Annotated in this window: 16 protein-coding genes and 1 pseudogene; 13 read left to right on the top strand and 4 right to left on the bottom strand. The window is 65.3% G+C overall.

The annotated features are described in order from the left end of the window. Nucleotides 1–24 precede the first annotated feature (24 nt). Nucleotides 25–2,616, top strand: coding sequence for a bifunctional aconitate hydratase 2/2-methylisocitrate dehydratase (gene acnB / locus SRAH_RS05765; RefSeq protein WP_029462401.1), 2,592 nt, complete (start codon nt 25–27; stop codon nt 2,614–2,616). Nucleotides 2,617–2,833: 217 nt separating this feature from the next. Further along, the gene (locus SRAH_RS05760; RefSeq protein WP_029462400.1) at nt 2,834–4,351 is read left to right on the top strand and encodes a Fic family protein; all 1,518 of its coding nucleotides are present in this window, start codon (nt 2,834–2,836) and stop codon (nt 4,349–4,351) included. A 222-nt stretch (nt 4,352–4,573) separates the two neighbouring features. Here the strand turns inward: SRAH_RS05760 and SRAH_RS05755 are convergent, their stop codons facing one another. Continuing rightward, nucleotides 4,574–6,622, bottom strand: a complete 2,049-nt coding sequence (locus SRAH_RS05755) for a sigma-54-dependent Fis family transcriptional regulator (RefSeq protein ID WP_029462399.1) — start codon at nt 6,620–6,622, stop codon at nt 4,574–4,576. Between the two features lie 282 nt (nt 6,623–6,904). Between SRAH_RS05755 and exaC the strand changes: the two genes are divergently transcribed. From exaC to SRAH_RS05730, 5 genes are all read left to right on the top strand, one after another. Next, a complete protein-coding gene (gene exaC, locus SRAH_RS05750) occupies nt 6,905–8,425 on the top strand; it encodes an acetaldehyde dehydrogenase ExaC (RefSeq protein WP_029462398.1) in 1,521 nt (506 codons plus the stop codon). Further along, entirely contained in the window at nt 8,425–8,811 is a 387-nt protein-coding gene (locus tag SRAH_RS05745; protein WP_029462397.1) for a DUF779 domain-containing protein, read from the top strand. Before exaC ends, SRAH_RS05745 begins: the two co-directional genes overlap by 1 nt. A gap of 64 nt (nt 8,812–8,875) precedes the next feature. Further along, complete coding sequence (trhP, locus tag SRAH_RS05740; protein WP_029462396.1) at nt 8,876–10,255, top strand: prephenate-dependent tRNA uridine(34) hydroxylase TrhP; 1,380 nt, start codon at nt 8,876–8,878, stop codon at nt 10,253–10,255. A 66-nt stretch (nt 10,256–10,321) separates the two neighbouring features. Further along, nucleotides 10,322–10,573, top strand: a complete 252-nt coding sequence (locus SRAH_RS05735; RefSeq protein ID WP_029462395.1) for a type II toxin-antitoxin system prevent-host-death family antitoxin — start codon at nt 10,322–10,324, stop codon at nt 10,571–10,573. Next, nucleotides 10,560–10,889, top strand: a complete 330-nt coding sequence (locus tag SRAH_RS05730) for a type II toxin-antitoxin system RelE family toxin (RefSeq protein ID WP_029462394.1) — start codon at nt 10,560–10,562, stop codon at nt 10,887–10,889. The genes SRAH_RS05735 and SRAH_RS05730 overlap by 14 nt, the downstream gene beginning before the upstream one ends. A gap of 39 nt (nt 10,890–10,928) precedes the next feature. Here SRAH_RS05730 and hemL read toward each other — a convergent pair whose 3' ends face one another. Together hemL and thiD are read right to left on the bottom strand one after the other, a co-directional pair. Next, on the bottom strand, nt 10,929–12,236 hold the full coding sequence (gene hemL / locus SRAH_RS05725) for a glutamate-1-semialdehyde 2,1-aminomutase (protein ID WP_029462393.1): 1,308 nt from the start codon (nt 12,234–12,236) through the stop codon (nt 10,929–10,931). 18 nt (nt 12,237–12,254) lie between these two features. After that, complete coding sequence (gene thiD, locus SRAH_RS05720; protein WP_045476303.1) at nt 12,255–13,205, bottom strand: bifunctional hydroxymethylpyrimidine kinase/phosphomethylpyrimidine kinase; 951 nt, start codon at nt 13,203–13,205, stop codon at nt 12,255–12,257. A 91-nt stretch (nt 13,206–13,296) separates the two neighbouring features. On the opposite strand from thiD, the gene SRAH_RS05715 reads away from it, so the two are divergent. From SRAH_RS05715 to SRAH_RS12030, 6 genes and pseudogenes are all read left to right on the top strand, one after another. After that, the gene (locus tag SRAH_RS05715) at nt 13,297–13,470 is read left to right on the top strand and encodes a rubredoxin (RefSeq protein WP_029462391.1); all 174 of its coding nucleotides are present in this window, start codon (nt 13,297–13,299) and stop codon (nt 13,468–13,470) included. A gap of 59 nt (nt 13,471–13,529) precedes the next feature. Beyond that, a complete protein-coding gene (locus SRAH_RS05710) occupies nt 13,530–13,931 on the top strand; it encodes a response regulator (protein ID WP_029462390.1) in 402 nt (133 codons plus the stop codon). Next, nucleotides 13,903–14,310 (top strand): response regulator, encoded by a 408-nt coding sequence (locus SRAH_RS05705; protein WP_232840993.1) that lies wholly within the window; start codon nt 13,903–13,905, stop codon nt 14,308–14,310. The genes SRAH_RS05710 and SRAH_RS05705 overlap by 29 nt, the downstream gene beginning before the upstream one ends. Nucleotides 14,311–14,331: 21 nt before the next feature. Beyond that, a complete protein-coding gene (locus SRAH_RS05700; protein WP_052369102.1) occupies nt 14,332–14,919 on the top strand; it encodes a chemotaxis protein CheW in 588 nt (195 codons plus the stop codon). Nucleotides 14,920–15,305: 386 nt separating this feature from the next. Further along, nucleotides 15,306–16,334: pseudogene (locus SRAH_RS05695) on the top strand (methyl-accepting chemotaxis protein); the annotation flags it as partial. Between the two features lie 14 nt (nt 16,335–16,348). After that, nucleotides 16,349–21,574, top strand: coding sequence for a hybrid sensor histidine kinase/response regulator (locus SRAH_RS12030; RefSeq protein ID WP_052369101.1), 5,226 nt, complete (start codon nt 16,349–16,351; stop codon nt 21,572–21,574). Here the strand turns inward: SRAH_RS12030 and SRAH_RS05685 are convergent. Continuing rightward, nucleotides 21,535–23,046 (bottom strand): cryptochrome/photolyase family protein, encoded by a 1,512-nt coding sequence (locus SRAH_RS05685; RefSeq protein ID WP_029462385.1) that lies wholly within the window; start codon nt 23,044–23,046, stop codon nt 21,535–21,537. The two genes, SRAH_RS12030 and SRAH_RS05685, sit on opposite strands and share 40 nt — an antisense overlap. Nucleotides 23,047–23,064 lie beyond the last annotated feature (18 nt).

Raw genomic sequence — 23,064 nt, 5'->3', positions numbered from 1 at the left:
ACCTTTTTTTCTGGAGTGATAATCATGTTGCAAGCCTACCGCCAACACGCCGCCGAGCGCGCCGCACTCGGCATTCCGCCGCTGCCACTGGACGCCAAACAGGTGTCCGAGCTGATCGAGCTCATCAAAAACCCGCCCGCCGGCGAAGCCGAGTTTTTGCTCGACCTGCTTACGCACCGCGTGCCGCCGGGGGTGGACGACGCGGCCAAGGTCAAGGCCAGCTTCTTGGCCGCCGTGGCGCATGGCGACATCGCCGTCGGGCTGCTCTCCAAGGCCCGCGCCACCGAACTGCTGGGCACCATGGTCGGCGGCTACAACGTACACCCCCTGATCGACCTGCTCGACGACGCCGAAGTCGCGGGTGTGGCGGCCGCCGCCTTGAAGAAAACCCTGCTGATGTTCGACTTCTTCAACGACGTCGCCACCAAGGCCAAGGCCGGCAACGCCCGGGCGCAAGAGGTGATGCAAAGCTGGGCCGCGGCCGAGTGGTTCACCAGCCGCCCCGAAGTGCCCAAGCAGATCACTGTGACCGTGTTCAAAGTGCCCGGCGAGACCAACACCGACGACCTCTCGCCTGCGCCCGACGCCTGGAGCCGCCCGGACATCCCGCTGCACTACCTGGCGATGCTCAAAAACACCCGCCCCGATGCGGCCTTCAAGCCCGAAGAAGACGGCAAGCGCGGCCCGATGCAGTTCATCGAAGAGCTGAAGAAAAAAGGCCATCTGGTGGCCTACGTGGGCGATGTGGTGGGCACCGGCTCCAGCCGCAAATCGGCCACCAACTCGGTGGTCTGGGCCACTGGGCAAGACATCCCCTTCGTGCCCAACAAGCGCTTTGGCGGCGTCACGCTGGGCGGCAAGATTGCCCCGATCTTCTTCAACACCCAAGAAGATTCGGGCTCGCTGCCGATTGAAGTCGATGTGAGCCGGCTCGAAATGGGCGACGTGATCGACATCCTGCCCTACGAGGGCAAAATCCTCAAGGGCGGCGCCACCCTCACCACCTTTGAGCTCAAGAGCGAGGTGCTGCTCGACGAAGTGCGCGCAGGCGGCCGCATCAACCTGATCATTGGGCGCTCGCTCACCGCCAAGGCGCGCGAGTTCTTGGGCTTGCCCGCGTCCACGCTGTTTCGCCTGCCCGCCGCACCCAAGGCCACCCAAGCCGGCTTTACGCTGGCGCAGAAAATGGTGGGCCGCGCCGTGGGCCTGCCCGAAGGCCAAGGCGTGCGCCCCGGCACCTACTGCGAGCCGCGCATGACCACCGTGGGCAGCCAGGACACCACCGGCCCCATGACGCGCGACGAGCTCAAAGACCTGGCCTGCCTGGGCTTCTCGGCCGATCTGGTGATGCAGAGCTTTTGCCACACCGCGGCCTACCCGAAACCGGTCGATGCCAAAATGCACCGCGAGCTGCCGCCCTTCATCAGCAGCCGCGGCGGCGTGGCGCTGCGCCCCGGCGACGGCGTGATCCACTCCTGGCTCAACCGCCTGCTGCTGCCCGACACCGTGGGCACCGGCGGCGACAGCCACACGCGCTTTCCGATCGGCATCAGCTTCCCCGCAGGTTCCGGCCTGGTGGCCTTCGGGGCCGCCACTGGCGTGATGCCGCTGGACATGCCCGAATCGGTGCTGGTGCGCTTCAAAGGCCAGATGCAACCCGGCGTGACGCTGCGCGACTTGGTGCACGCCATTCCGCTCTACGCCATCAAGGCCGGCTTGCTCACGGTGGCCAAGTCGGGCAAGAAAAACATTTTCTCGGGCCGCATCCTGGAAATCGAAGGTCTGCCCAACCTCAAGGTGGAGCAAGCCTTTGAGCTCTCCGACGCCTCGGCCGAGCGCTCGGCGGCGGGCTGCACCATTCAGCTCAACCCCGAGCCGGTGATCGAATACCTCAACAGCAACATCGTGCTGATGAAAAACATGATCGCCGACGGCTACCAAGACGCCAAAACGCTAGCGCGCCGCATCGAGAAAGTGCAGCAATGGCTGGACCAGCCCAAGCTGCTGCAAGCCGACGCCAACGCCGAATACGCCGCCGTGATCGAGATCGACCTAGCCGAGATCAAAGAGCCGATCCTGTGCTGCCCCAACGACCCGGACGACGCCAAGGTGCTGTCCGACGTGGCCGGCACCCAGATCGACGAAGCCTTCATCGGCTCGTGCATGACCAACATCGGGCACTTCCGCGCCGCCGCCAAGCTGCTCGGGGGCCAGCGCGACATTCCGGTCAAGCTCTGGGTGGCCCCGCCCACCAAGATGGACGCCAGCGAGCTGATGAAAGAGGGCCACTACGCCAACTTCGGCGCCGCCGGTGCGCGCACCGAAATGCCCGGCTGCAGCTTGTGCATGGGCAACCAGGCGCAGGTGCGCGAAGGTGCGACCGTGGTCTCGACCAGCACGCGCAACTTCCCCAACCGCCTCGGCAAGAACACCAACGTGTTCTTGGCCTCGGCCGAGCTGGCGGCCATCGCCTCCAAGCTGGGCAAGCTGCCCACCGTGGCCGAATACCACGCCGCCATGGGGGTGGTGAACCAAGACGGCGCAGCGATCTACAAATACCTGAACTTCGACCAGATCGCCGAATACACCGCAACCGCCAAGGAAGTGGCGGTCTGAGGCGTGGCCTAGGGCCGGCGGCGCGCTGGGTGGCGTGCGGCTGGCCCGCACCTGCTGCGCTGCAGAGGTAAAAAGGTTTGCGACGGCCCTGCGGGGCCGTTTTTTTTGGTTTGGCTAGGGATGCGCCGACCTTGGCGGCTGATGCGCTATAAATAAAGTTGCGTCAAGGCCCCAATCTATAGAAAATCACACGCTGCTATAGAAAATCGCGTCTGCAATGAGCTCACTACAAAAAAACACAGGCCTGCTTGGCTATGCTTGGCTGCGCGATCGCTTGCGACTGCCCTCCTTCCTGGGTGCCAGAGCAGCCCACTTGGCGGCGACCCAGTCGATGCTTGCGACACCATCAGGTGCCCTGATGGTGCCAGCGCGCATGGCACCGCCCGACACCCTACTGGGCCACCTCCTTTTTGCCTTGAAGTACGAAGGGGTCAACCTGTACCTGCTGGCGGCCGGTCTCAAGCAGGTTCCTGCGGCAGATATGGAGGCTGCGCACGCCGCGACCCCGAATGGGGTGTATGTCCGGACCGCTTGCCACCTCTGGGAGCTGGTGACCGGGGAAAATCTCAGCCAGGGAGATGCGGTGATCACAGCGCCCTACCAAGCCGTGTTTGATCCCCAGCGCTACTGTGTGGGCGCATCGCGACGAAGTGCGAAATGGCGCATGGACTTCAACGGTTTGGGCGAGATCGGGTTTTGTCCAACAGTGCGCAGAACCCCGGCTTTGCAGCGCCTGCTGGAGCAAGACATTCTGGCGCAAGCCCGCCAATTTGCACAAAACATTGGGATCGAGGTTTTGGATAGGGCGCTGGGCTGGGCCTACTTGAGCGAGACCGAAGGCTCCTTCGCCATCGAGGGCGAAGTGCCTAGCCGAGACAAAGCCCAGGCATTCGTGAGCCTGCTCAAGCACGCCGGAGATGCGCACGAGTTGACGCAAGATCTGCTGTGTGAACTGCAGCGCCTGAGCATCACCAACGAATTCGACCAGGCATTCGAGTTTCGCTCCGAGCAAAATCGCTTGCAAAAAGGTGTCGGTGCCGCTGGCGTGCGCTATGTGCCGCCCAAGCCCGAACGGGTTCCTGCTCTCATGGACGGGTTGATGGATCTGGCCAACCGCAAGCCGCAGGAGCTAGACCCCCTGGTGCATGCGGCCATCGTCTCCTTTGGCTTTGTCTTCATCCATCCCTTCATGGACGGCAATGGCCGCCTGTCTCGGTTTCTCATCCACCACTGCCTTGGCCAATCCGGCGCGTTGCCACGGGCGGTGGTTCTCCCCATTTCGGTGGCCATGAAACGGCACGAAGACGAGTACCTCCAGGCGCTAGTGGACTTCAGCGCACCCGCACGCGAGTTGTGTGAGGTGTTGTGGGCCGGGGATGAGGATTACTTCTTTACCTGGAAGCCCCATGCCGACGAAGCCTTTCGGTTTATGGACCTGACGGCTGCGGCGGAGTTCACCTTGAGCATGGCACAGGTGGCCCTAGAGCAAGATCTGCTGAGGCAGGCACAGTGGCTGGGCGATTTTGATGCGATTTACAAGCAGATCAAGCATGATCACGACGTGCGCGACGCCGACCTTTCCACGCTGATTGCCATAGCGCTCCAAAACGGGGGTGCGATCTCCAGGGGCAAGCGCAAAACATATGCCGATCGGGTACCTGTAAGGGTTTTTGAGGCCATAGACGCGCTGTGTACCGCGCGCCAGGCCATCCGGCGGGGTGAGTTGGCGGGATAGGATGCGGCGACCCGCGATGGCGGGAGAGAGCCCGGCCAAGGGGGCGCGAAGTGCGGCGTTCTCTTGGTTTCAATCCACGCCCGTCATCGCTGACGGGGTAGCGTACCATTCTTTCATTGCTTGGAGCGGTGTTTTGCTTGAGGGCGTTCGCCTGCAGGCCCAGCAGCTTGAGGCCCATCCCAGCGCCGGGTGAGGACTCCACGCCCCCTCAGCCCCCCAACTTCAAGCCCCCAGCGCCTGCAGTTTGCGGTACAGGGTTTGGCGGCTGATGCCTAGGGTGCGCGCCGCTTGCGAGACGTTGCCCCGGCTGCCGAGCAGGGCTTGTTGCACGGCAGCCTGTTCGAGCTGGATCAGGCTGTGGGGTAGCGCCGTGGCCAGTGGGGGCAGGGGCTGCGGGCCAGACGGGGCCGTTGGGGCCGCACGGGCCGTAGCTGCCACTGGGGCTGTGCTTGCGGTGGCGGCAGGGCCGGAGCAGGCGGCTTGCAGCTCGGCGCGAATGTCGTCGGCCAGGTGCGGCCAGTCGAGCACGCGCTCGTGCGGCTCCAGCATGGCGCAGGCGGTGCGCAGCACGCTGGCGTATTGGCGCAGGTTGCCGGGCCAGTGGTGCTGCTTAAAGCTTTGCAGCAAGTCGGGGCTGAGCGCCAAGCCGCGCCCGGACTCGATGCCTTGCAACAGTCGGGCGGTGAGGGCATCAAAGTCGCTGCGCTGGCGCAGCGGCGGCAGCTCGACCGTGAGGCCGTTGATGCGCCAGTACAGATCGGCGCGAAAGCGCCCGGCCTCGACCTCTGGGCGCAGCGGGCGGTGGCTGGCGCAGATCAGGAAAAAATCCAGCGGCAGCGCCTTGCTGGCTCCGAGCGGGGTGACTTCGCGCTCTTGCAGCACGCGCAGCAAGCGCGATTGCGCCGCCAGCGGCATGTCGCCGATTTCATCCAGCAGCAGGGTGCCGCCGTGGGCCTGGCGCAAGAGGCCAGTGTGCCCTTCGCGCTTGGCGCCGGTGAAGGCGCCGGGGGCGTGGCCAAAGAGTTCGGCTTCGATCAGGCCTTCGGGCAGGGCGGCGCAGTTGAGCGCCACGAAGGGCTGCGCGCGCCGCGGGCCGCTGGCGTGGGCGGCGCGCGCCAGCCACTCTTTGCCGACGCCAGATTCGCCCTGTATCAGCAGAGCGATCGGCTTGTCGAGGATGCGGCGCACCTTGGCGCAGGCCAAGCGCCAGCGCGCGTCGCCGCTGTCGAGGCGGGCCAGCGGGTCGTCGGCGGTGGTGGGCGGTGGCGTTGCGGGGACAGTGGCTGCGGCAGGGCCAGACGCTGCGCTTGGGGCGGGTTGCGCAGACGCAGGCAGCAGGTGCAAAACGGCTGGCTCGGCGTGCAATTGGGCAAACAGGCTGCGGCCATCGTGCAAAGTGAGCGCCAGCGGCTGCTGCGGGTGGCGGCGCTGTAGGGCCTGCAGTTGCTCCACGCTGTGGGGCAGAAACTGCTCCAGCCGCAGGGCACCCAAGGGTGCGGCGCCTTGGCGCAGCCACTCGCGGGCGCTGCGGTTGGCGGCAATCAGCCAGCCGTCGTCGGAGACGATCACAATGCCTTCACCCAAGGAGCCGATGCCCTCGGCGCGTGGGTGCAGGTGCAACCGCGTCAGCCCCTTGTGTTGGGCGCAGAGCAGGCGGTTTTCAATGCTGCGGGCGGCGGTGTTGACCAGCCCCAGGCTGTAGGGGTTGCGGTGGCCGTGTTCGGCCGAAATGTCGAGCACCCCCAACAACTGCCCGGTGCCAGAAAAAATGGGCGCTGCCGCGCAGGTCAAAAAACCGTTGCGCTCCAGGTAGTGTTCGGCGCCGTTGATTTCGACCGCGGCGGCTTCGGCCAAGGCGGTGCCGATGGCGTTGGTGCCGCGCTGCGCTTCGTGCCAAGTGGCGCCAGCCGACAAGGCCACGCGCTCGGCCTTGCCCAAAAACTGCCCCTCGCCCAAGGTGTGCAGCAAGGTGCCGCCCGAATCGGCCAAGATCACCATGCTGGGAACGGGGCGCACTTGCTCGAACAGGTATTCCATCACCGGCAGCGAGTGCGCCAGCAGCGCGTGCTGGCTGGCACGCAAGTGGCGCAACTGCGCCTCGCCCAAGTGATCGGTGCGCTTGCTTGAAGCCAGCGGCGAGAGGCCAGCGGCCAGACTGCGTTGCCACGAGCGCGCCAAGCCCTCTCTCAGGGTGCCGGGCGGGCAGCAACCGTGATCGAGCAAATGTTGCCGGATTTTGCGCAGTGGCCAGTCGGGCTGGGATGCGGGCATGGGGTCTGTCTCCTAGGCCCTTGTGCGGGCTCTGGGGCCAGTATAGGCACAAGCCGGGGCAGACGCAAGGCTTGTGCCACGGCCCCCTTTTAATTGTCCAATTTTGTGACAGGTGTCGTGTTTTGAAACAGGAGGCGATCGCATGCTGGCCTTGGTTGAATGTGCATGCATTCAAGAAAATCAATGGGTTGCGATTTTTGGCAGGGCTGGCACGGAACTTGATAAGAGATGGGTGCCACATCGGCAAAGTTCGCAATCACCCCAAACACAGAGGAAGACAGCATGATCTACGCAGCCCCCGGCACCGCAGGTGCCAAGATCGCCTACAAGCCGCAGTACCACAACTTCATCGGTGGCCAATGGGTCGCCCCGGTCAAGGGCCAGTACTTCGACGTGATCTCGCCGATCAATGGCAAGGTCTATACGCGCGCCGCCCGCTCCACCGCCGAAGACGTGGAATTGGCACTAGACGCCGCCCACGCCGCCGCCGACGCCTGGGGCAAGACTTCGGTGACAGAACGCGCCAACGTGTTGCTCAAAATCGCCGACCGCATTGAGCAAAACCTGGAACTGCTGGCCTACGCCGAAACGGTGGACAACGGCAAGCCGATCCGCGAAACGCTCAACGCCGACATCCCGCTGGCGATCGACCACTTTCGCTATTTTGCCGGTTGCATCCGCGCGCAAGAAGGCGGCATCAGCGAGATTGACAGCCAAACCATGGCCTACCACATCCACGAGCCGCTGGGCGTGGTGGGGCAGATCATCCCTTGGAACTTCCCCATCCTCATGGCCGCTTGGAAAATTCCGCCGGCCTTGGGCGCTGGCAACTGCATCGTCTTGAAGCCGGCCGAGTCCACCCCCATCAGCCTGCTGATTTTGATCGAGCTGATCGCCGACCTGCTGCCGCCGGGCGTGCTCAACATCGTCAACGGCTATGGGCGCGAGGCCGGCCTGCCGCTGGCGCAGAGCAAGCGCATCGCCAAAATCGCCTTCACCGGATCGACCAGCACCGGGCGCGTGATCGCGCAGGCGGCGGCCAACAACCTGATTCCGGCCACGCTCGAACTCGGGGGCAAATCGCCCAACATCTTCTTTGCCGACGTGATGGACAAGGACGATGCGTTTCTCGACAAGGCGATCGAAGGGCTGGTGCTGTTTGCCTTCAACCAGGGCGAGGTTTGCACCTGCCCCTCGCGCGCGCTGATCCACGAATCGATCTACGACGCCTTTATGGCGCGCTGCCTGGCGCGTGTGGCGGCGATCAAGCAGGGCAACCCGCTCGATACCGAGACCATGCTGGGCGCGCAAGCCTCCAAAGAGCAACTGACCAAGATCACCAGCTACCTCGATCTGGGGCGGCAAGAGGGCGCGCAGGTGCTGATCGGCGGCGCGCAGGCGCAAATGAGCGGCGATCTGGCCGGCGGCTACTACGTGCAGCCCACGCTGTTCAAGGGCCACAACAAGATGCGCATTTTCCAGGAAGAAATTTTTGGCCCGGTGCTGGCCGTGACCACCTTCAAAGACGAAGCCGAGGCGCTGGCCATTGCCAACGACACCCTGTACGGCCTTGGGGCCGGGGTCTGGAGCCGCAACGGCAACGTGGCCTACCGCATGGGCCGCGCCATCAAGGCCGGCCGGGTCTGGACCAACTGCTACCACGCCTACCCGGCGCACGCAGCCTTTGGCGGCTACAAAGAGTCCGGTATCGGGCGCGAAAACCACAAAGCCATGCTGGGCCACTACCAGCAGACCAAGAACCTGCTGGTGAGCTACAGCGAAAACAAGCTGGGGTTTTTCTGATGCGCCAAGCCGCCACGGTCGAGAAAGTCGTCGCCACCCCGGCGGCGCTGGAACTGATCGAGCAGCTAAAAGGCCTGCACGGGCCGGGGCTGATGTTTCACCAGTCTGGCGGCTGCTGCGACAACAGCGCCGCCAACTGCTACCTGCTGGGCGAGCTGACGATCGGCGGCGGCGACGTCTATCTGGGTCAGATCGGCGGCTGCCCGTTCTACATCGGCACGGCACAGTACCAGACTTGGAAGCACACGCAACTGATCATTGACGTGATCGAGGGCACTGGCGGCACCTTCTCGCTCGAAGGGCCGCTGGGGCGCGCCTTTCACACCCGCTCGCGCGTGTTCACGGACGAGGAACTGGCGGCCTTGCAGCTTGAGGGGGCCGGGTAGGGCGGGGCAGGGGCCGGGGCCGGGCGCGCACCAGGGAATAGCAAAAACGCCGAAAATACGCCCCATGACCCTCAAAGCCCCTGAACTGCTGCTGCCGGCTGGCTCGCTCGACAAGCTGCGCGCCGCCTACGACTTCGGCGCCGACGCCGTCTATGCCGGCCAGCCGCGCTACTCGCTGCGCGCGCGCAACAACGAATTCCGCCTCGAACAACTCGCCCAGGGCATGGCCGAGGCGCGTGCGCGCGGCAAAAAATTGTTCGTCACCAGCAACCTGATCGCCCACAACGACAAGGTGCGCACCTACCTGCGCGACATCGAGCCGATCATCGAGCTCAAGCCGGATGCGCTCATCATGGCCGACGCCGGCCTGATCATGCAGGTGCGCGAGAAGTGGCCCGAGGTGCCGATCCACCTCTCGGTGCAGGCCAACACCACCAACTGGGCGGCGGTCAAGTTCTGGCACCGCGTCGGGGTGCGGCGCATCATCTTGTCGCGCGAGCTCAGCCTCGACGAAGTGGAGGCCATCCGCAACGAATGCCCCGAGATCGAGCTTGAAGTGTTCGTACACGGCGCGCTGTGCATCGCCTACTCCGGGCGCTGCCTGCTGAGCGGCTACTTCAACCGGCGCGACCCCAACCAAGGCACCTGCACCAACGCCTGCCGCTGGGAGTACGGCACCCAAGCCGCCGAGGTCGATCCGGTTACCGGCGAGGCGGTGCCGGTGCAGCGGTTGGAGGCCGATTTCGACTTTGCCCAAGCCCGCACCGAGGCCGAGGGCGCCTTCTCCACCTGCGGCAGCGGCGCGCGCCACCCGGCCGCCGAGCGCGTTTATCTGCTCGAAGAAAAGGCCCGCCCCGGCGAGCTGATGCCGATCATGGAAGACGAGCACGGCACCTACATCATGAACAGCAAAGACTTGCGCGCCGTCGAGCACGTCGAGCGGCTGTGCCGCATCGGTGTCGATTCGCTCAAGATCGAGGGCCGCACCAAGAGCCTGTACTACGTGGCGCGCACGGCGCAGGTGTATCGGCGCGCCATCGACGACGCGCTGGCCGGCCGGCCGTTTGACCCGCAACTGCTGCTCGAACTCGAAGGGCTGGCCAACCGCGGCTACACCGGCGGCCTGCTGGAGCGCCGCCCGGCGCAGGACTACCAAAACTACCTCAGCGGCCACTCGCAACTGCAACGCAGCCACTACGTGGGCGAAGTGCGCGGCCTGCGCGCCGACGGCTGGGCCGAAGTCGAGACCAAAAACCGCTTCGCCGTGGGCGACCTGATCGAAGTCATCCACCCCGGCGGCAACCGCATCATCACCCTAGAGGCCATGCAGGGCCTGGACGGCACGCCGCTGCAAGTGGCCCCCGGCAACCCGCTGCACGTGTACGTGCCGCTGGGGATTGGGCAGCCAACTGAGGGGGCGCTGCTGGCGCGTTTGTTGGGGTGAGGGGAGCGCTTAAAGCGGCGCTGAATTGGGTGCTATATTTGTAGCCATTCATTAGAGGAGCGGATCATGGATTCGATCTACGCCGACCATTCCATCAGCATGTCGGAGTTCAAACGCAACCCGGCACAGGTGCTGCGCACGGCTGGTGAGAAGCCCGTGGCCGTGCTCAACCACAACCGCCCGGCTTTCTACATGATCACCCCCAAGCTCTTTGAGGCACTGGTCGAAGAGCTGGGCGAGCGTGAGTTGGTGAGTCTGGCCCGCCAGCGCCTGACGCTGATCGACAGCGCGGTCGAGGTCGATCTTGAGCAGCTCTGAGGCTGTAGCCAAGCAAAGAAGATACCGGCTCAAATTCCTGCCGGCCGCTCTGGAAGAATGGAATGCGCTGGACGGCAGTGTCAAAACCGTCTTCAAAAAACTGCTGGCCAAGCGCCTGGAGCAGCCCCATGTGCCGGGTGCCGAGCTGCATCGCGATTTGCGCAACTGCTACAAGATCAAACTCCTCAAGCAGGGCTATCGACTGATCTATCGGGTTGAGGATGAGGTCTTGGTCTTGCTCGTGCTGGCCGTGGCCAAACGCGCAGATGGGGCCGCTTACCGCGCGGCCATCGAGCGCTTGATTGCGCAGCCATAGCACCCGAAAAATTCGAGCGCAGTTCTGGCTGCAAGGGCTTTACGAAGGCGTGTGCGCGCCCGCCCACACCGCCCGAGCCGCCTCCACCGTGGCCTGCACATCGGCCTCGGTGTGGGCGGCGCTGACAAAGCCGGCTTCGTACAGCGCCGGGGCGAAATAGACGCCGCGATCGAGCATGGCGTGAAAGAAGTGGTTGAAGCGCGCGCTGTCGGTGCGCAGCACGGCAGCGTAGTTTTGCGGCAACTGGTCGAGCAAAAAGAAGCCAAACATGCCGCCTTCGCTGTCGGTGCAAAAGGGCACGCCGGCCGCGTTGGCGGCTGCGCTCAGGCCCTGCACCAGGCTGCGCGTGCGCGCCCCCAGGGCCTCGAAAAAGCCGGGGCGCTGGAGCTCTTTGAGCGTAGCCAAGCCGCAGGCGGTGGCCACGGGGTTGCCGCTCAGGGTGCCGGCCTGATAGACCGCGCCCAGCGGGGCCAGTTGCTCCATCACGGCGCGTTTGCCGCCGAAAGCGGCCAGCGGCATGCCGCCACCGATCACCTTGCCCAGCACCGTGAGGTCGGGCTCGAAGCCGGGGATGTGCTGCGCATACAGGCTCTGCGCGCCGCCGAGCGCAACGCGAAAGCCGCTCATCACCTCATCGAAGGCCAGCAGCGCGCCGTGCTGGCTGCACAGCTCGCGGCAGCGGCGCATGAAGGGCACGCTGGCGCGCACGAAGTTCATGTTGCCGGCAATGGGTTCGATCATCAGGCAAGCGATGGCGGGGCCGTGTTCGGCAAAGGCGGCTTCGAGCTGGGGCAGGTTGTTGTATTCGAGCACCAGGGTGTGCTGCACCACCTCGGGTGGCACACCGGCGCTGGTGGGGTGGCCAAAGGTGGCCAGGCCCGAGCCGGCCTTGACCAGCAGCGCGTCGGCGTGGCCGTGGTAGCAGCCTTCGAACTTGATGATCTTGCTGCGCCCGGTTGCCCCGCGCGCCAGCCGGATGGTGCTCATGCCGGCTTCGGTGCCCGAGCTCACCAGCCGCAGCATCTCGATGCTGGGCAGCAGCTTGACGATTTCTTCGGCCAGCTCGATTTCGCGCTCGGTCGGGGCGCCAAAGCTAAAGCCGTCGAGGGCGGCGCGCTGCACCGCTTCCAGCACCGCCGGGTGCCCGTGGCCCAAGATCATGGGGCCCCAGGAGCCGATGTAGTCGATGTAGCGCTGGCCGTTGGCGTCCCAAAAGTAGGCGCCTTGGGCGCGTTGCACAAAGCGCGGCGTGCCGCCCACGGCCTTGAAAGCGCGCACGGGCGAATTGACGCCGCCAGGGATGAGCTGGCGGGCGCGTTGCAGCAGGGCGAGGTTGCGGTCGGTCATGGTCGGGGCAGGGCTGGATTAGTGGGTGCGGGATGGGGTGGGAAAGCCTTCGAGCTGTTGCGCCGGAGGGGTCGAATCGTCGGGGTCGGCTTCGTTGTCGGGGGGCGCATCTTCATCTAGAGCCCAAAACAGTCGGTTCGGCACGGCGTGGCCCATGCCGGGTTGAAAGCCCGCCTCCAGACACTGGTCGAGGTAGTTCAGGGCCTCGGCGCAGGCGGCTTGCAGGTCGGTCTCACCCGCCAGCAGCGCGCACAGCACCGCCGACAGGGTGTCGCCCGCGCCGCTGAAGGTGGCTTCAAAGCGCTCGAAGCGGGCGCTGGCCAGCAGCGTTTCGGGGGAAGCCAAGTGGCTTTCGAGGTGCTGGTCGGGGGTGTTGAAGCCGGTGGCCAAGGTAAAGGGCACGCCGTGCATGGCCGCTGCGGCGGCGATCTCGCGCGCATTTGGGCTCCGATCATCAGACCAGTCGGGCAGCAGCCAGCGGCTCAGGGTGTGGTGGTTGCCCACCAGCACACTGGTTTGCGGCAGCACCAGTTCGGCCAGCGCATCGAGGTAGTTCTCGCGTTCCACCTCGTCGAGCCAAGTGAGGTCGGGCAGGTAGCAAACCACCGGAATGTGGGCGTAATCGCTCAGCAGGCCCGCCACCGTGGCCAGGTTGTCGGCGTTGCCCACGAAACCGACCTTGATCGCTTGCGGCGTGATGTCTTCGAGCACGCAGCGCGCCTGGTCGTCGATCAGTTCGTCGTCCAGCGCCACGTGCTGGTGGATGGCGCGGGTGTCGCGCACATAACAGCCGGTGGCCACCGCCAGCACGTGGCAGGAGGCGCTGGACATGGCGGTGATGTCAGCCGACAAGCCGCCCGCGCCACTGGGATCGTTGGCGTTGAAGGTGAGCACGCAGGGCAGGCTGGCTTCGGCAGCCGCCTCGGCGGACGGAGTAGAGGGCGAGGATGAGGACAAAACGGAGCTCATGCAAGGCGTCTGGGTCGCTGGCGGCCTAGACCTAGAAAAGCCGGTGGGGCTGGATACAATGAGTGCATTCTATGTCAAGCACTTTTAAATCATGAGCGCTCACAAAACTTGGATGTGCCTGATCTGCGGCTGGGTTTACGACGAGGCGGCGGGTGCGCCCGAGCACGGCTTGGCCCCCGGCACGCGCTGGGAAGATGTGCCCATGAACTGGACCTGCCCCGAGTGTGGCGGGCGCAAGGACGACTTTGAAATGGTGGCTTTGTGATGGCTGTGCGGCCGCTCTTGAGCCAGTTGGGTGCCTAGGCCGAACCACCAAGACGTGTCATGCTGGAAACCTTCAAAAGATCTTGCAAAGTGCTGGTGGTCGATGACAGCCAAACTGTGCGCCACTGCGCCGAACGGTTTTTACGCGAAGGCGGCCACGAGGTGTTGTTGGCCGAAGACGGCTACCAGGCGCTGGCCTTGTTGCACGATTTCATGCCCGACCTGGTGTTTTGCGACATCCTGATGCCGCGCCTAGACGGTTATCAAACCTGCGCCATCATTCGGCGCAACCCCCGCTTTGCCCATGTGCCGGTGCTGATGCTGTCTTCCAAAGACGGTGTCTTTGACCTTGCCCGTGGTCGTTTGGCGGGTGCCCACGACCACTTGGGCAAACCCTTTGACCGCAAGCAGTTGCTGCAGGCCGTGCAGCAACATGCGGCGCTTTTGCCAACCGCTTCCTGATCTTCTTGTTTGTGCCATGGTTCGAAACATCCTTCTGATTGACGATTCGCGCACCGAATTGCTTCACCTGTGCAAATTCCTGTGGCGAAGTGGCTACCGGGTGCGCACCGCGCAAAGTGCCGAAGAAGCGATGCTGGAACTGGGCAAGCAGGTGCCGGACTTGATTTTGATGGACGTGGTGATGCCCGGCACCAACGGCTTTTCCCTTACGCGCAACTTGGCGCGCCACCCGCAGTACGGCAAGGTGCCGGTGTTCATCTGTTCGAGCAAAAACCTTGAGTCGGACCGGGCATGGGGCTTGCGTCAAGGCGCGCTCGACTATTTCACCAAGCCGGTGGATACCAAATTGCTGTTGTCCCGCATCGAGTCGCTGGCCTAAAGCCACAGCCAGACCTTTCCCATGAATCCTTCCAAGCGCCCCTCGCTGCAGTCTTTCGAGACCGAGCTGGCCCGCAAGCTGGCCGAGGCCAGCCAACGGCCCCAGCAGGCGGGTTGGCTGGCGCTGGGTTTTCAGGGTGTGCGCGTTTTGTTGCCGCTGTCACAAGCGGGTGAAATTTTCGTTCCGACACCGTTGCAACGTTTGCCGCACGGCCAGCCTTGGGTGGTTGGCGTGGCCGATATGCGTGGCACCATGTGCTTGATTTTTGATTGGTCGCGTCTACTCGATTGCGCTCCCCAAGCGCCAGCGCCAGCGCCGGTTGAGCAGGCAGGCGCCTATTGGGTCGGGTTCAACCCCGCCATGGGCGTCCATGCGGCGCTGTGCGTCGATCGGCTGTACGGTCTGCGCCACGACAATGATTTGGAGTTCGGGTCCACCGAAGGCCGCTACCCGCCCGGGGTCAGTCGCCTCGCTCGCGATGCCCAAGGCGAGCAGTGGCTGGAGCTGGATTTGCCTGCGCTGTGCGCTTCAGCGGCGTTCCAAGATTTGCTTTTACCCGGATTTTCCCGTTCTGTGCCTGCTGTGCCTGCTGTGCCGCTGCTCACCTGAGGTCGCCCATGTTTGCTGTGTTGCGTCGTTTATTCCCTGCCAAGGTCGACAGCACGCCGGCCGAGGCGGCGGCTGCTGTCGTTGTGCACGATGTAAAGCCCGGCGAGGAACCTGCAGAGGGAATCGCGACGGAGGACCTGTCTTGGTGGGGCGCGAGTCACTGGTGGGTCAGTTTGTTGCTGTCCCTGATGCTGATGGTGCTGGCGGCGATGCAGGGCTGGTTCAATCCCGAGTGGGCGGTGCCGCACAATTTGCCCATAGGGGCTTGGGGCGTGGTGGCGGCTGGCTTTGGTTTCGCGGCGGTGCTGTGCGCACTGGTCATGCTGGCTCAGCTGCAACGGGCTGCCGTGGCGCAACAGCAGGCCTTGGTGCAATCCGAGGCGCTGGCGCGCGCCCAAGAGCTGGAAGCGCGGCGCATCAACGATGCGGCACAAGCCGCCATTCTGCGACTGATGAACGAACTGCAGCTGGTGGCCGAGGGCGATCTGACGCAGCAAGCCACGGTGAGCGAAGACGTGACCGGGGCCATTGCCGATTCGGTCAACTACACCGTCGAAGAGCTGCGCAGTTTGGTGCAGCAGGTGCAAATCACCACCCTGCGGGTGGGCGAAACCACCGAGCGGGCTGAAGACACCTCCATCAAGCTGCTGGCCGCTTCGACCGAGCAGCTGCACGAGATTCGACAAACCTCGCAATCGGTGCTCGACATTGCTGCCCGCATCAGCCACGTGTCGCAACAGGCGCAGGGTGCGGCCAGCGCGGCGCGCCAATCCCGCGTGGCGGCCGAAACCGGGTCGCGTGCGGTGCATGAGGCCATCGAGGGCATGAACCGCATTCGCCACCAGATGCAAGAGACGGCCAAACGCATCAAGCGCCTGGGCGAGTCCTCGCAAGAGATTGGCGAAATCACCGAGTTCATCGATGACCTGGCCGAACAAACGCAGGTGCTGGCGCTCAACGCCACCATCCAAGCCGCCGCAGCGGGCGAGGCCGGGCGCGGCTTTTCGGTGGTGGCCGAAGAGGTGCAACGGCTGGCCGAGCGCAGCGCCGAAGCGACGCGCCAGATCACGGCCCGAGTGCGCGCCATTCAGACCGACACCCAAGACACCGTGCTGGCCATGGAGCGCTCCACCCGCGAGGTGGTCGAAGGCACGCGGCGCTCTGACAACGCCGGTGCGGCGCTGGCAGAAATCGACCGCTTGTCGTTCCAGGTGGCCGACTTGATTGTGCAAATCGCCACCTCGGCGACCCATGAGGCCGAGCTGGCAGGGCAAACGGCGAACCAGATTCAGCGCATTTTTGTCGTCACCGAGCAAACCGGTGAAGGCACCCGTGCCACGGTGCAGCAATTGCGCGAGTTGACTCAGTTGGCCAACGAGCTGCGCATGTCGGTGGCCCGCTTTACGATTGCCTAGGCGTGATACCCGCCATGAACGCCCCCAACGGTGCTGCGCCGCCAGCCTTCGCCCCTGTTCCCGCGAGCGACAGCGGCCCTTTGAGCTGGGTCTTTGAGGAACTGCACCAGTGCCTTGAAGCCGCCGACGCCACGCTGCAGCGCTTTGTGTCCGACAACGCTGCTGCACGGGGCGGCGATTTGGCCGAGGTCGACAGCAGCGAGCTGCGCCTGCTGGGCCAACAGTTGCACCAGGCGGTGGGTGCGCTTGAATTGGTGGAGCTGAGCGCTGCGGCGCGAACCTTGCGTGCCCTCGAGTCGGCGGTCAGGCAACTGACACTAAAGCCCGCGCTGGCCACTGCCGAGGCGGCGGCAGCCGTAAGCGCCGGCTGTCGGGTATTGCGAGACTGCCTCTGGCGGGAGTTGCGCCAGCGCCCGGTCTCGTCCGATGCCCTGTTTCCCACCTACCTGGCTTGGCAGCAGTTGGCCGGTGCGGTGCGCATCCATCCGGCCGATTTATGGGACTGCGAGCCGCGCCATGCACCCGTGCCCGACCAAGCGCCAGCCCCACTGAACCCAGAGCCGGCGCTGCGCACCCGGATCGAGCGCCATGTGTTGGCGGTGGTCAAAAACCGAGACCCGCTTGCCGCAGCCGCTTTGGTGCCGCTGGCCGGGGGCTTGGCGCGCGCAGCCACTGGAGCCGAGGCGCAGCAATACTGGCTCGCCGCTGCGGCCTGTTTCGAAGCCCTGAGCGGTGAGGGCCTGACCGACAGCGTCTACCTCAAGCGGGCTGTGGCCGGCGTCCTGTCACAGTACAAGGCCATGGAATCGGGCCGTGTCGAGCAATGGGTGCGGCCCACCCATGAACTCTTGTATCTGATCGCTCGCGTGCCGCATGATCGGCAGCGGCCAGACTGGGCGTATTTCAGCGCAATTTGGCAGACTTATGCTTGGCAGCGGCCAGCCGCTGGTGCGCTGCCAGAGCAAGAGCCGTTGGGGCAGAGGGATGCGCTTAGTCTGCACCAAGCACTTGCTGCGCTCAATGCGGCCCAGCAGGCGTGGGAGCGCTGGAGCGCAGGAGACAGCAGCGCAGCGGCCGGGCTCGCTTTGCAGCGCTTGGGCACTTGCCTCGACGCCTTGTCCCCGTTTTCATCCGAGCCGGCCCCAGCCGACCGCTCTTGGAGCCGCACATGGTCCGAGTTGGCTGAGCAACTCAAGCACGACCCAGCCACTTGGCCGTCTGGCTTGGCCTTGGAGGTTTGCAGCAGCCTGCTGTGTTTGGGCGCCGAGCTCGACGACTTCGATGCCCACGACGGCGCATGGCGCACGCGCCAGCAAGACCTGATGGAGCGCTTGCACAACTGCGCCTTGGGCTTGCCCTTGGCGCACACCCCGCTGTGGATGGTTGAGCGTTACCGGGGTTTTAGCGAGCGCCAAAGCCAAGCGGCCCTGCTGTTGCAGATGCGGGGCGATTTGATCGAGGTCGAGCGGGCACTGGATGATTGGCTATCGAACACGCAAAGCGCCCCGTTGGACATGCCGGACGGCATCTGGTCGCGCATCGACGCCCTGCAAAAAGTGGCCGAATGGCTGGATTTGGAGCCGGTGGTGGCAACCCTTGGCGCCATGCGGCGCCGACTTTGGGCGCTGGATTCCGCAGCCGAGTCGCCACCGCCCGAGCCCGAGTCCACGCAGTGGCTGGCGCACAATTTTTCGGCCTTGGGGCTGATGCTGGAGGCCTTGGCGCAGCAAGCCGGGCGCAAGGCGGCCGCTGCTTTTGCATTCGACCCGGCCACTGAACGCCTGCAGGCGCTGATGCCCACGGCCTCGGCAGCCACAGCGCTGCCACAGAACGGTGCCGAAACGCCCCCCGCGAGTGCGGCTTTGCCCCCCGAGCTGCAGCCCCATGCGCCACCGCCCGCGCAGGCAGTGCAAGCGCCAGCCACCGCTGACAGCGGCGACGACGGCGACGACGACATGCTTGGGGTTTTTGTGGCCGAGGCACAAGCCCTGTGTGAGCAGATCGAGCAGGGCATGGCCCAGTTGCACAACCAGCCCAGCAGTGCGCCCGAGCTGCTGGCCGTGCGCCGTGCCTTTCACACCCTCAAGGGCAGCGCCCGCATGGTCGGGCAAACCGCGGTGGGGCAGTTGGCTTGGACTATGGAGCAGATGCTCAATGTGCGGCTGGCCGATCGCCTGCCGGCCAGTCCGGATGTGTTGCTGCAGTGCGGCGCCACGCTGCAGCAGATTCGGTTGGCACTGGGCCTTGAGTCGCCGCTGGCCACCGACGAGCCGCTTTCTGCCCCACCCGCTCCACCGGCCCCACCAGCGCCGCCTGCCGTGCCGCTGGACGCGACGACCACCTTGCCGCCTCGTTTGCCACCAAAGCCCGAGCAGGTGCCGGTGTTGCGCGAAGCCTTGACCATGCCGCCGGTGCTCGATCAGCCGGTCAAGCTGGTCGGGACGCTGCGCATCGATCTCGATCTATTCAACGTTTTTTTGACCGAGGCCGACAACTGGTTGCAGCGGCTGATGCAAGGCTTGGCGGCGCTGCGGCCCGGCGCAAGCTCGGTCGAGGCCGAACCAAGCCAATGGGAGCTGCTGTCGCAACTGGCCCATGCGCTGGCAGGGGGGGCGGCCACGGTGGGCCACGAAGGATTGGCACAGCTGGCGCGTGCGATCGAGCAGGCGCTTGAACGCTTGGCGGCGCGGCCTGATGCAGGAAAAATCCATGCTTCATCCACCCACCCAGTGCTCGCGGCGCATGCGCTCCTGACTGAGGCGGTGCAGCAAGTGCAAGGCATCTTGCACCAATTCGCAGCCGGTATTTTGCGCGACCCTTCCGCCGAAATCTTGGCCGGGCTGGCCAGCGTGGCGCTGCCTGCCGGGTCGCAGTCCTTGGGTCAGACCGAACGCGGGTCTGCAAGCGCCCTGCGAACGCTGATCGAATCCCCGGCCGCTTTCGCGCTCGACCCCGATTTGTTCGCGGTTTTCGAGGACGAGGCCCAGTTGCTGTTGCCGCAGCTGCATTCGGCGCTGCGCCAGTGGTCGGCCCGTCCGCAGCACAACACAGCGCGCAGCGAGTTGTTGCGCCTTTTGCACACCTTCAAGGGCAGTGCCCGGCTGGCAGGGGCCTTGCAACTGGGCGAGCGGCTGCACCGGCTCGAAAGCGAGTTGCTGGCGCTGCCCGAGGTGCCGCAATCCGAGGCCCTGCGCGCCTTGCAGCCAGAATTTGACAAAATTGCATCTGATTTGACGCAATTGCGCCGCAGCAGCGTCAAAGTCAGTGCCGAGCCAGTGCAGCGCCCAAGCAGCCACAAGAGCACCGGGTTTTGGTCCGAAGCGGCCCAACCGTCCACGACAAGCCATACCCTGCGGGTGCGCGCCGACTGGCTCGATCGCCTCGTTTTGCATGCGGCCGACGTCAGCCACAGCCGCACCCGGCTCGAGGCAGACCTCTTGCTCGTGCGCCGTTCGTTCCAAGACATGGCCTCTAACGTGGCCCGATTGCGCAGCCAGTTGCGCGAGCTCGAGCTGCAGACCGAGACCCCTTTGTCGCCCACGGGCGTGCCCAGCGCTGCCACCGAAACGGGTTTCGACCCGCTCGAACTCGACCGCTACACCCGGCCCCAAGAGCTCACGCGGTTGATGGCGGAGGCCGTCAACGACGTGGCCACGGTGCAACACCAGTTGCAACGCGCCATGCAGTCGGCCGAGGGCAATTTGGCCGCACAAACGCGTCAGACCCGCGAGCTGCAACGCGATTTGCTGCGCAGCCGGCTGGTGGCTTTTGATTCGCTGGCCGAGCGCCTGCAGCGCACGGTGCGCTTGGCGGCCGAAGACTGTGACAAGACAGTCGAGCTGCAGATCCAGCAGGGCGAGATCGAAGTGGAGCGCGGCCTGCTCGAGCGCTTGGCGCCCGTGCTCGAACACCTGTTGCGCAACGCCGTGGTGCATGGCTTGGAAACCGATGTGCAGCGCCACCAGTTGGGCAAATCGATGCCGGGTCGGATCGTGATTGCGCTGCAAGCGCACGACAACGACCTCTCGATCACGGTCAGCGACGACGGCGCCGGGCTCGACAGCGAGCGCATACGCCAACGCGCCATCGCCTTGGGTCTGCATGCGCAGGCGCAGCCGTGGAGCCTCGAAGCTGCCCAGCAGCTGATTTTTGCCGTGGGCCTGAGCACCGCCAGCGCAGTCACCGAGGTGGCTGGGCGCGGCATTGGGCTGGACGCGGTGCGCAACGAGGTGCTGGCATTGGGCGGGCGCATCGACTGCCTGGCACCCCCCGAAGGCGGTTGCGCGTTTCGGCTCTGGCTGGCGCGCAGCAGCAGCTTTAGCCAGGTGCTGATGGTGCGGGTCGGTGAGTTTGTTTTTGGTGTGCCGGCCGACTGGGTGCACCAGGTGCACCGGGTGCAAGCCGACGCCCTCACGGCGGCCTATGCCAGCGCGCGCTGGTCGGCCGACACCGGGCCGATGCCTTTTCATTGGGCCGGCGCCTTGTTGGCCTTGTCGGCCGAAAGCACCGACGAGCCGTCGCAATTGGCGCGGCAGTGGTCGGTGCTGGAGTGCTACAGCGCTGGCCAGCGGGTGGCTTGGCACGTCGATGAGGTGCTGGGTCAGCAAGAGGTGGTGCTCAAACCCTTGGGCCCCCCTTTGGCCGGTCTGCCAGGCTTGGCCGGGGCCACCGTCCTGACCTCGGGGGCGGTGTGCCTGATCTACAACCCGGTTGCCTTGACTGCTTTGTGTGCCGACGCGGCGCGCCACTGGGTGCAGCAGCAGCGCAGCCAAGCGACTTCGGCACAGGCTGCGGTTGCAGTGGCCGCACCCACTGGAGCCGCGGCGGCGCCGCTGGTGCTGGTGGTGGACGATTCCATCACGGTGCGCCGCGTCACGCAACGCCTGCTGCAGCGGGAGGGCTACCGGGTGGCGCTGGCGGCCGACGGGGTGCAAGCGCTGCAGCGGCTGGCCCAAGAGATCCCGGCGCTGTTGCTGTGCGACATCGAAATGCCGCGCATGGACGGGTTCGAGCTGCTGCAACAAATGCGCCAAGAACCGCGTTGGGCCGAGTTGCCAGTCATCATGATCACCTCGCGCCTAGCCGACAAGCACCGTCAGCATGCGTTCGCGCTAGGGGTCAAGCACTACCTAGGCAAGCCCTATGCCGAGCCCGAACTGCTGGCGCTGGTGCATGCGGCCTGCGTGCGGGCCCACCGGTCTCAGCCCGCGGGTTCGGACTCGGCGCGCACCACCGCGTAGCGCTCCAGCGTGAGCTGGCGCGCCTCGAAATGGTCCACCAGTGGGCTGGGGTAGTTGCGTCCCAGCGCCACGCCAGCCGCTTCAAGTTCGGCTGCCGGGGCGCGCCATGGTGCGTGCAGCCGCGGCTCGGGCAGACGCGCCAGTTGCGGCAGGTAGCGCCGGATGAACTTGCCTTGGGGGTCGAACTTTTCGCTCTGCAGCACCGGGTTGAAAATGCGAAAGTAGGGTTGGGCGTCGCAGCCGCTGGAGGCGCACCACTGCCAGCCGCCGTTGTTGGAGGCCAAGTCGAAGTCGATCAGGTGCTCGGCAAAGTAGCGCTCGCCCCAGCGCCAGTCCAGCCCCAAGTCTTTGCACAAAAAGCTGGCCGCCACCATGCGCAAGCGGTTGTGCATGTAGCCGGTCTGATTGAGCTGGTGCATGGCTGCGTCCACCAGCGGGTAGCCGGTCTGCCCCGCGCACCAGGCGGCAAAGTGCGCTTGCGCGGCCTTGCCGTGCTCCCAGCGGATGCGGTCGTAGGCGGGCTTGAAGGCGCGCTCGACCACGTGCGGGAAGTGGGCCAGAATCTGCTGGTAAAACTCGCGCCAGATCAGTTCACTCAGCCAGGTGCTGGCGCCGGCCACGCCTTGTTGGTGCAGCTCGTGGGCCAGCCGCGCCACCTGGCGGATGCTCAGGGTGCCAAAGCGCAGGTGCACGCTCAGGTAGCTCGGGCCTTTGAGGGCCGGGTAGTCGCGCGCTTGGCCGTAGTGTTCGATGCGCGCCAAAAAATCTTCCAGCAGCGCCAGCGCGCCACGGCTGCCGGTGCGGATCTTGAGCTCGCGCAGGTTGCTGGGCACAAAACCAATCGCCTCCAGCGTCGGCACCCCGGCGCTCAAAGCAGGCGGGCAGGGCGCCAGCGCGTCGGCATAGCGCTCCACGGGGTGGGGCTGCAAATCCGAGGGGCTGAGCGTTTGCAGCCAGGCTTTTTTGTAAGGCGTGAACACAGTAAAGGGCCGACCGCCTTGGTTCAAGACTTCATGGTGTTCGCGCACCACCTGGTCCTTGCCCATGTGCAGCAGCACGCCCGCGTGAGCCAGCGCGCCGCGCACCTGGGCATCGCGCGCCAGCGCGGCGGGCTCGTGGTCGAGGTTGGCGTACACCGCCTGCACCCCCAGTTGCGTGGCCAGGCGCGGGATTTCCTCGCTGGCGCGGCCGTGGCGCACCAGCAGCCCCACGCCTTCGGTGCCGTTGCTGCGCCCGAGTGCGCGCAGTTGTTCGTCGAGGTCGATCAGCGACTCGTGGATGAACTCGACGCGCCGATCGGCCCGCAAGCCCCGCTCCAGCAGCGGCTGCAAGATGTCGGTGTCGAACACAAAGGCGCACCAAACGCGCTGGCACTGGCGCAGCGCTTGGGTGAGCGCGGCGTGGTCGTGGGCGCGCAGGTCGCGCCGCAGCCAGACCAGTCCGCTGGGGTAGGGTTTGGGAGTGAGGGTCATGGGTGGGCGCTTAGAATG

It is taken from the genome of Serpentinimonas barnesii (assembly GCF_000696225.1).
GTDB lineage: Bacteria > Pseudomonadota > Gammaproteobacteria > Burkholderiales > Burkholderiaceae_C > Serpentinimonas > Serpentinimonas barnesii.
Note: the sequence above shows the minus strand (reverse complement) of the source record. Positions and strands in the feature narration are given on the sequence as shown.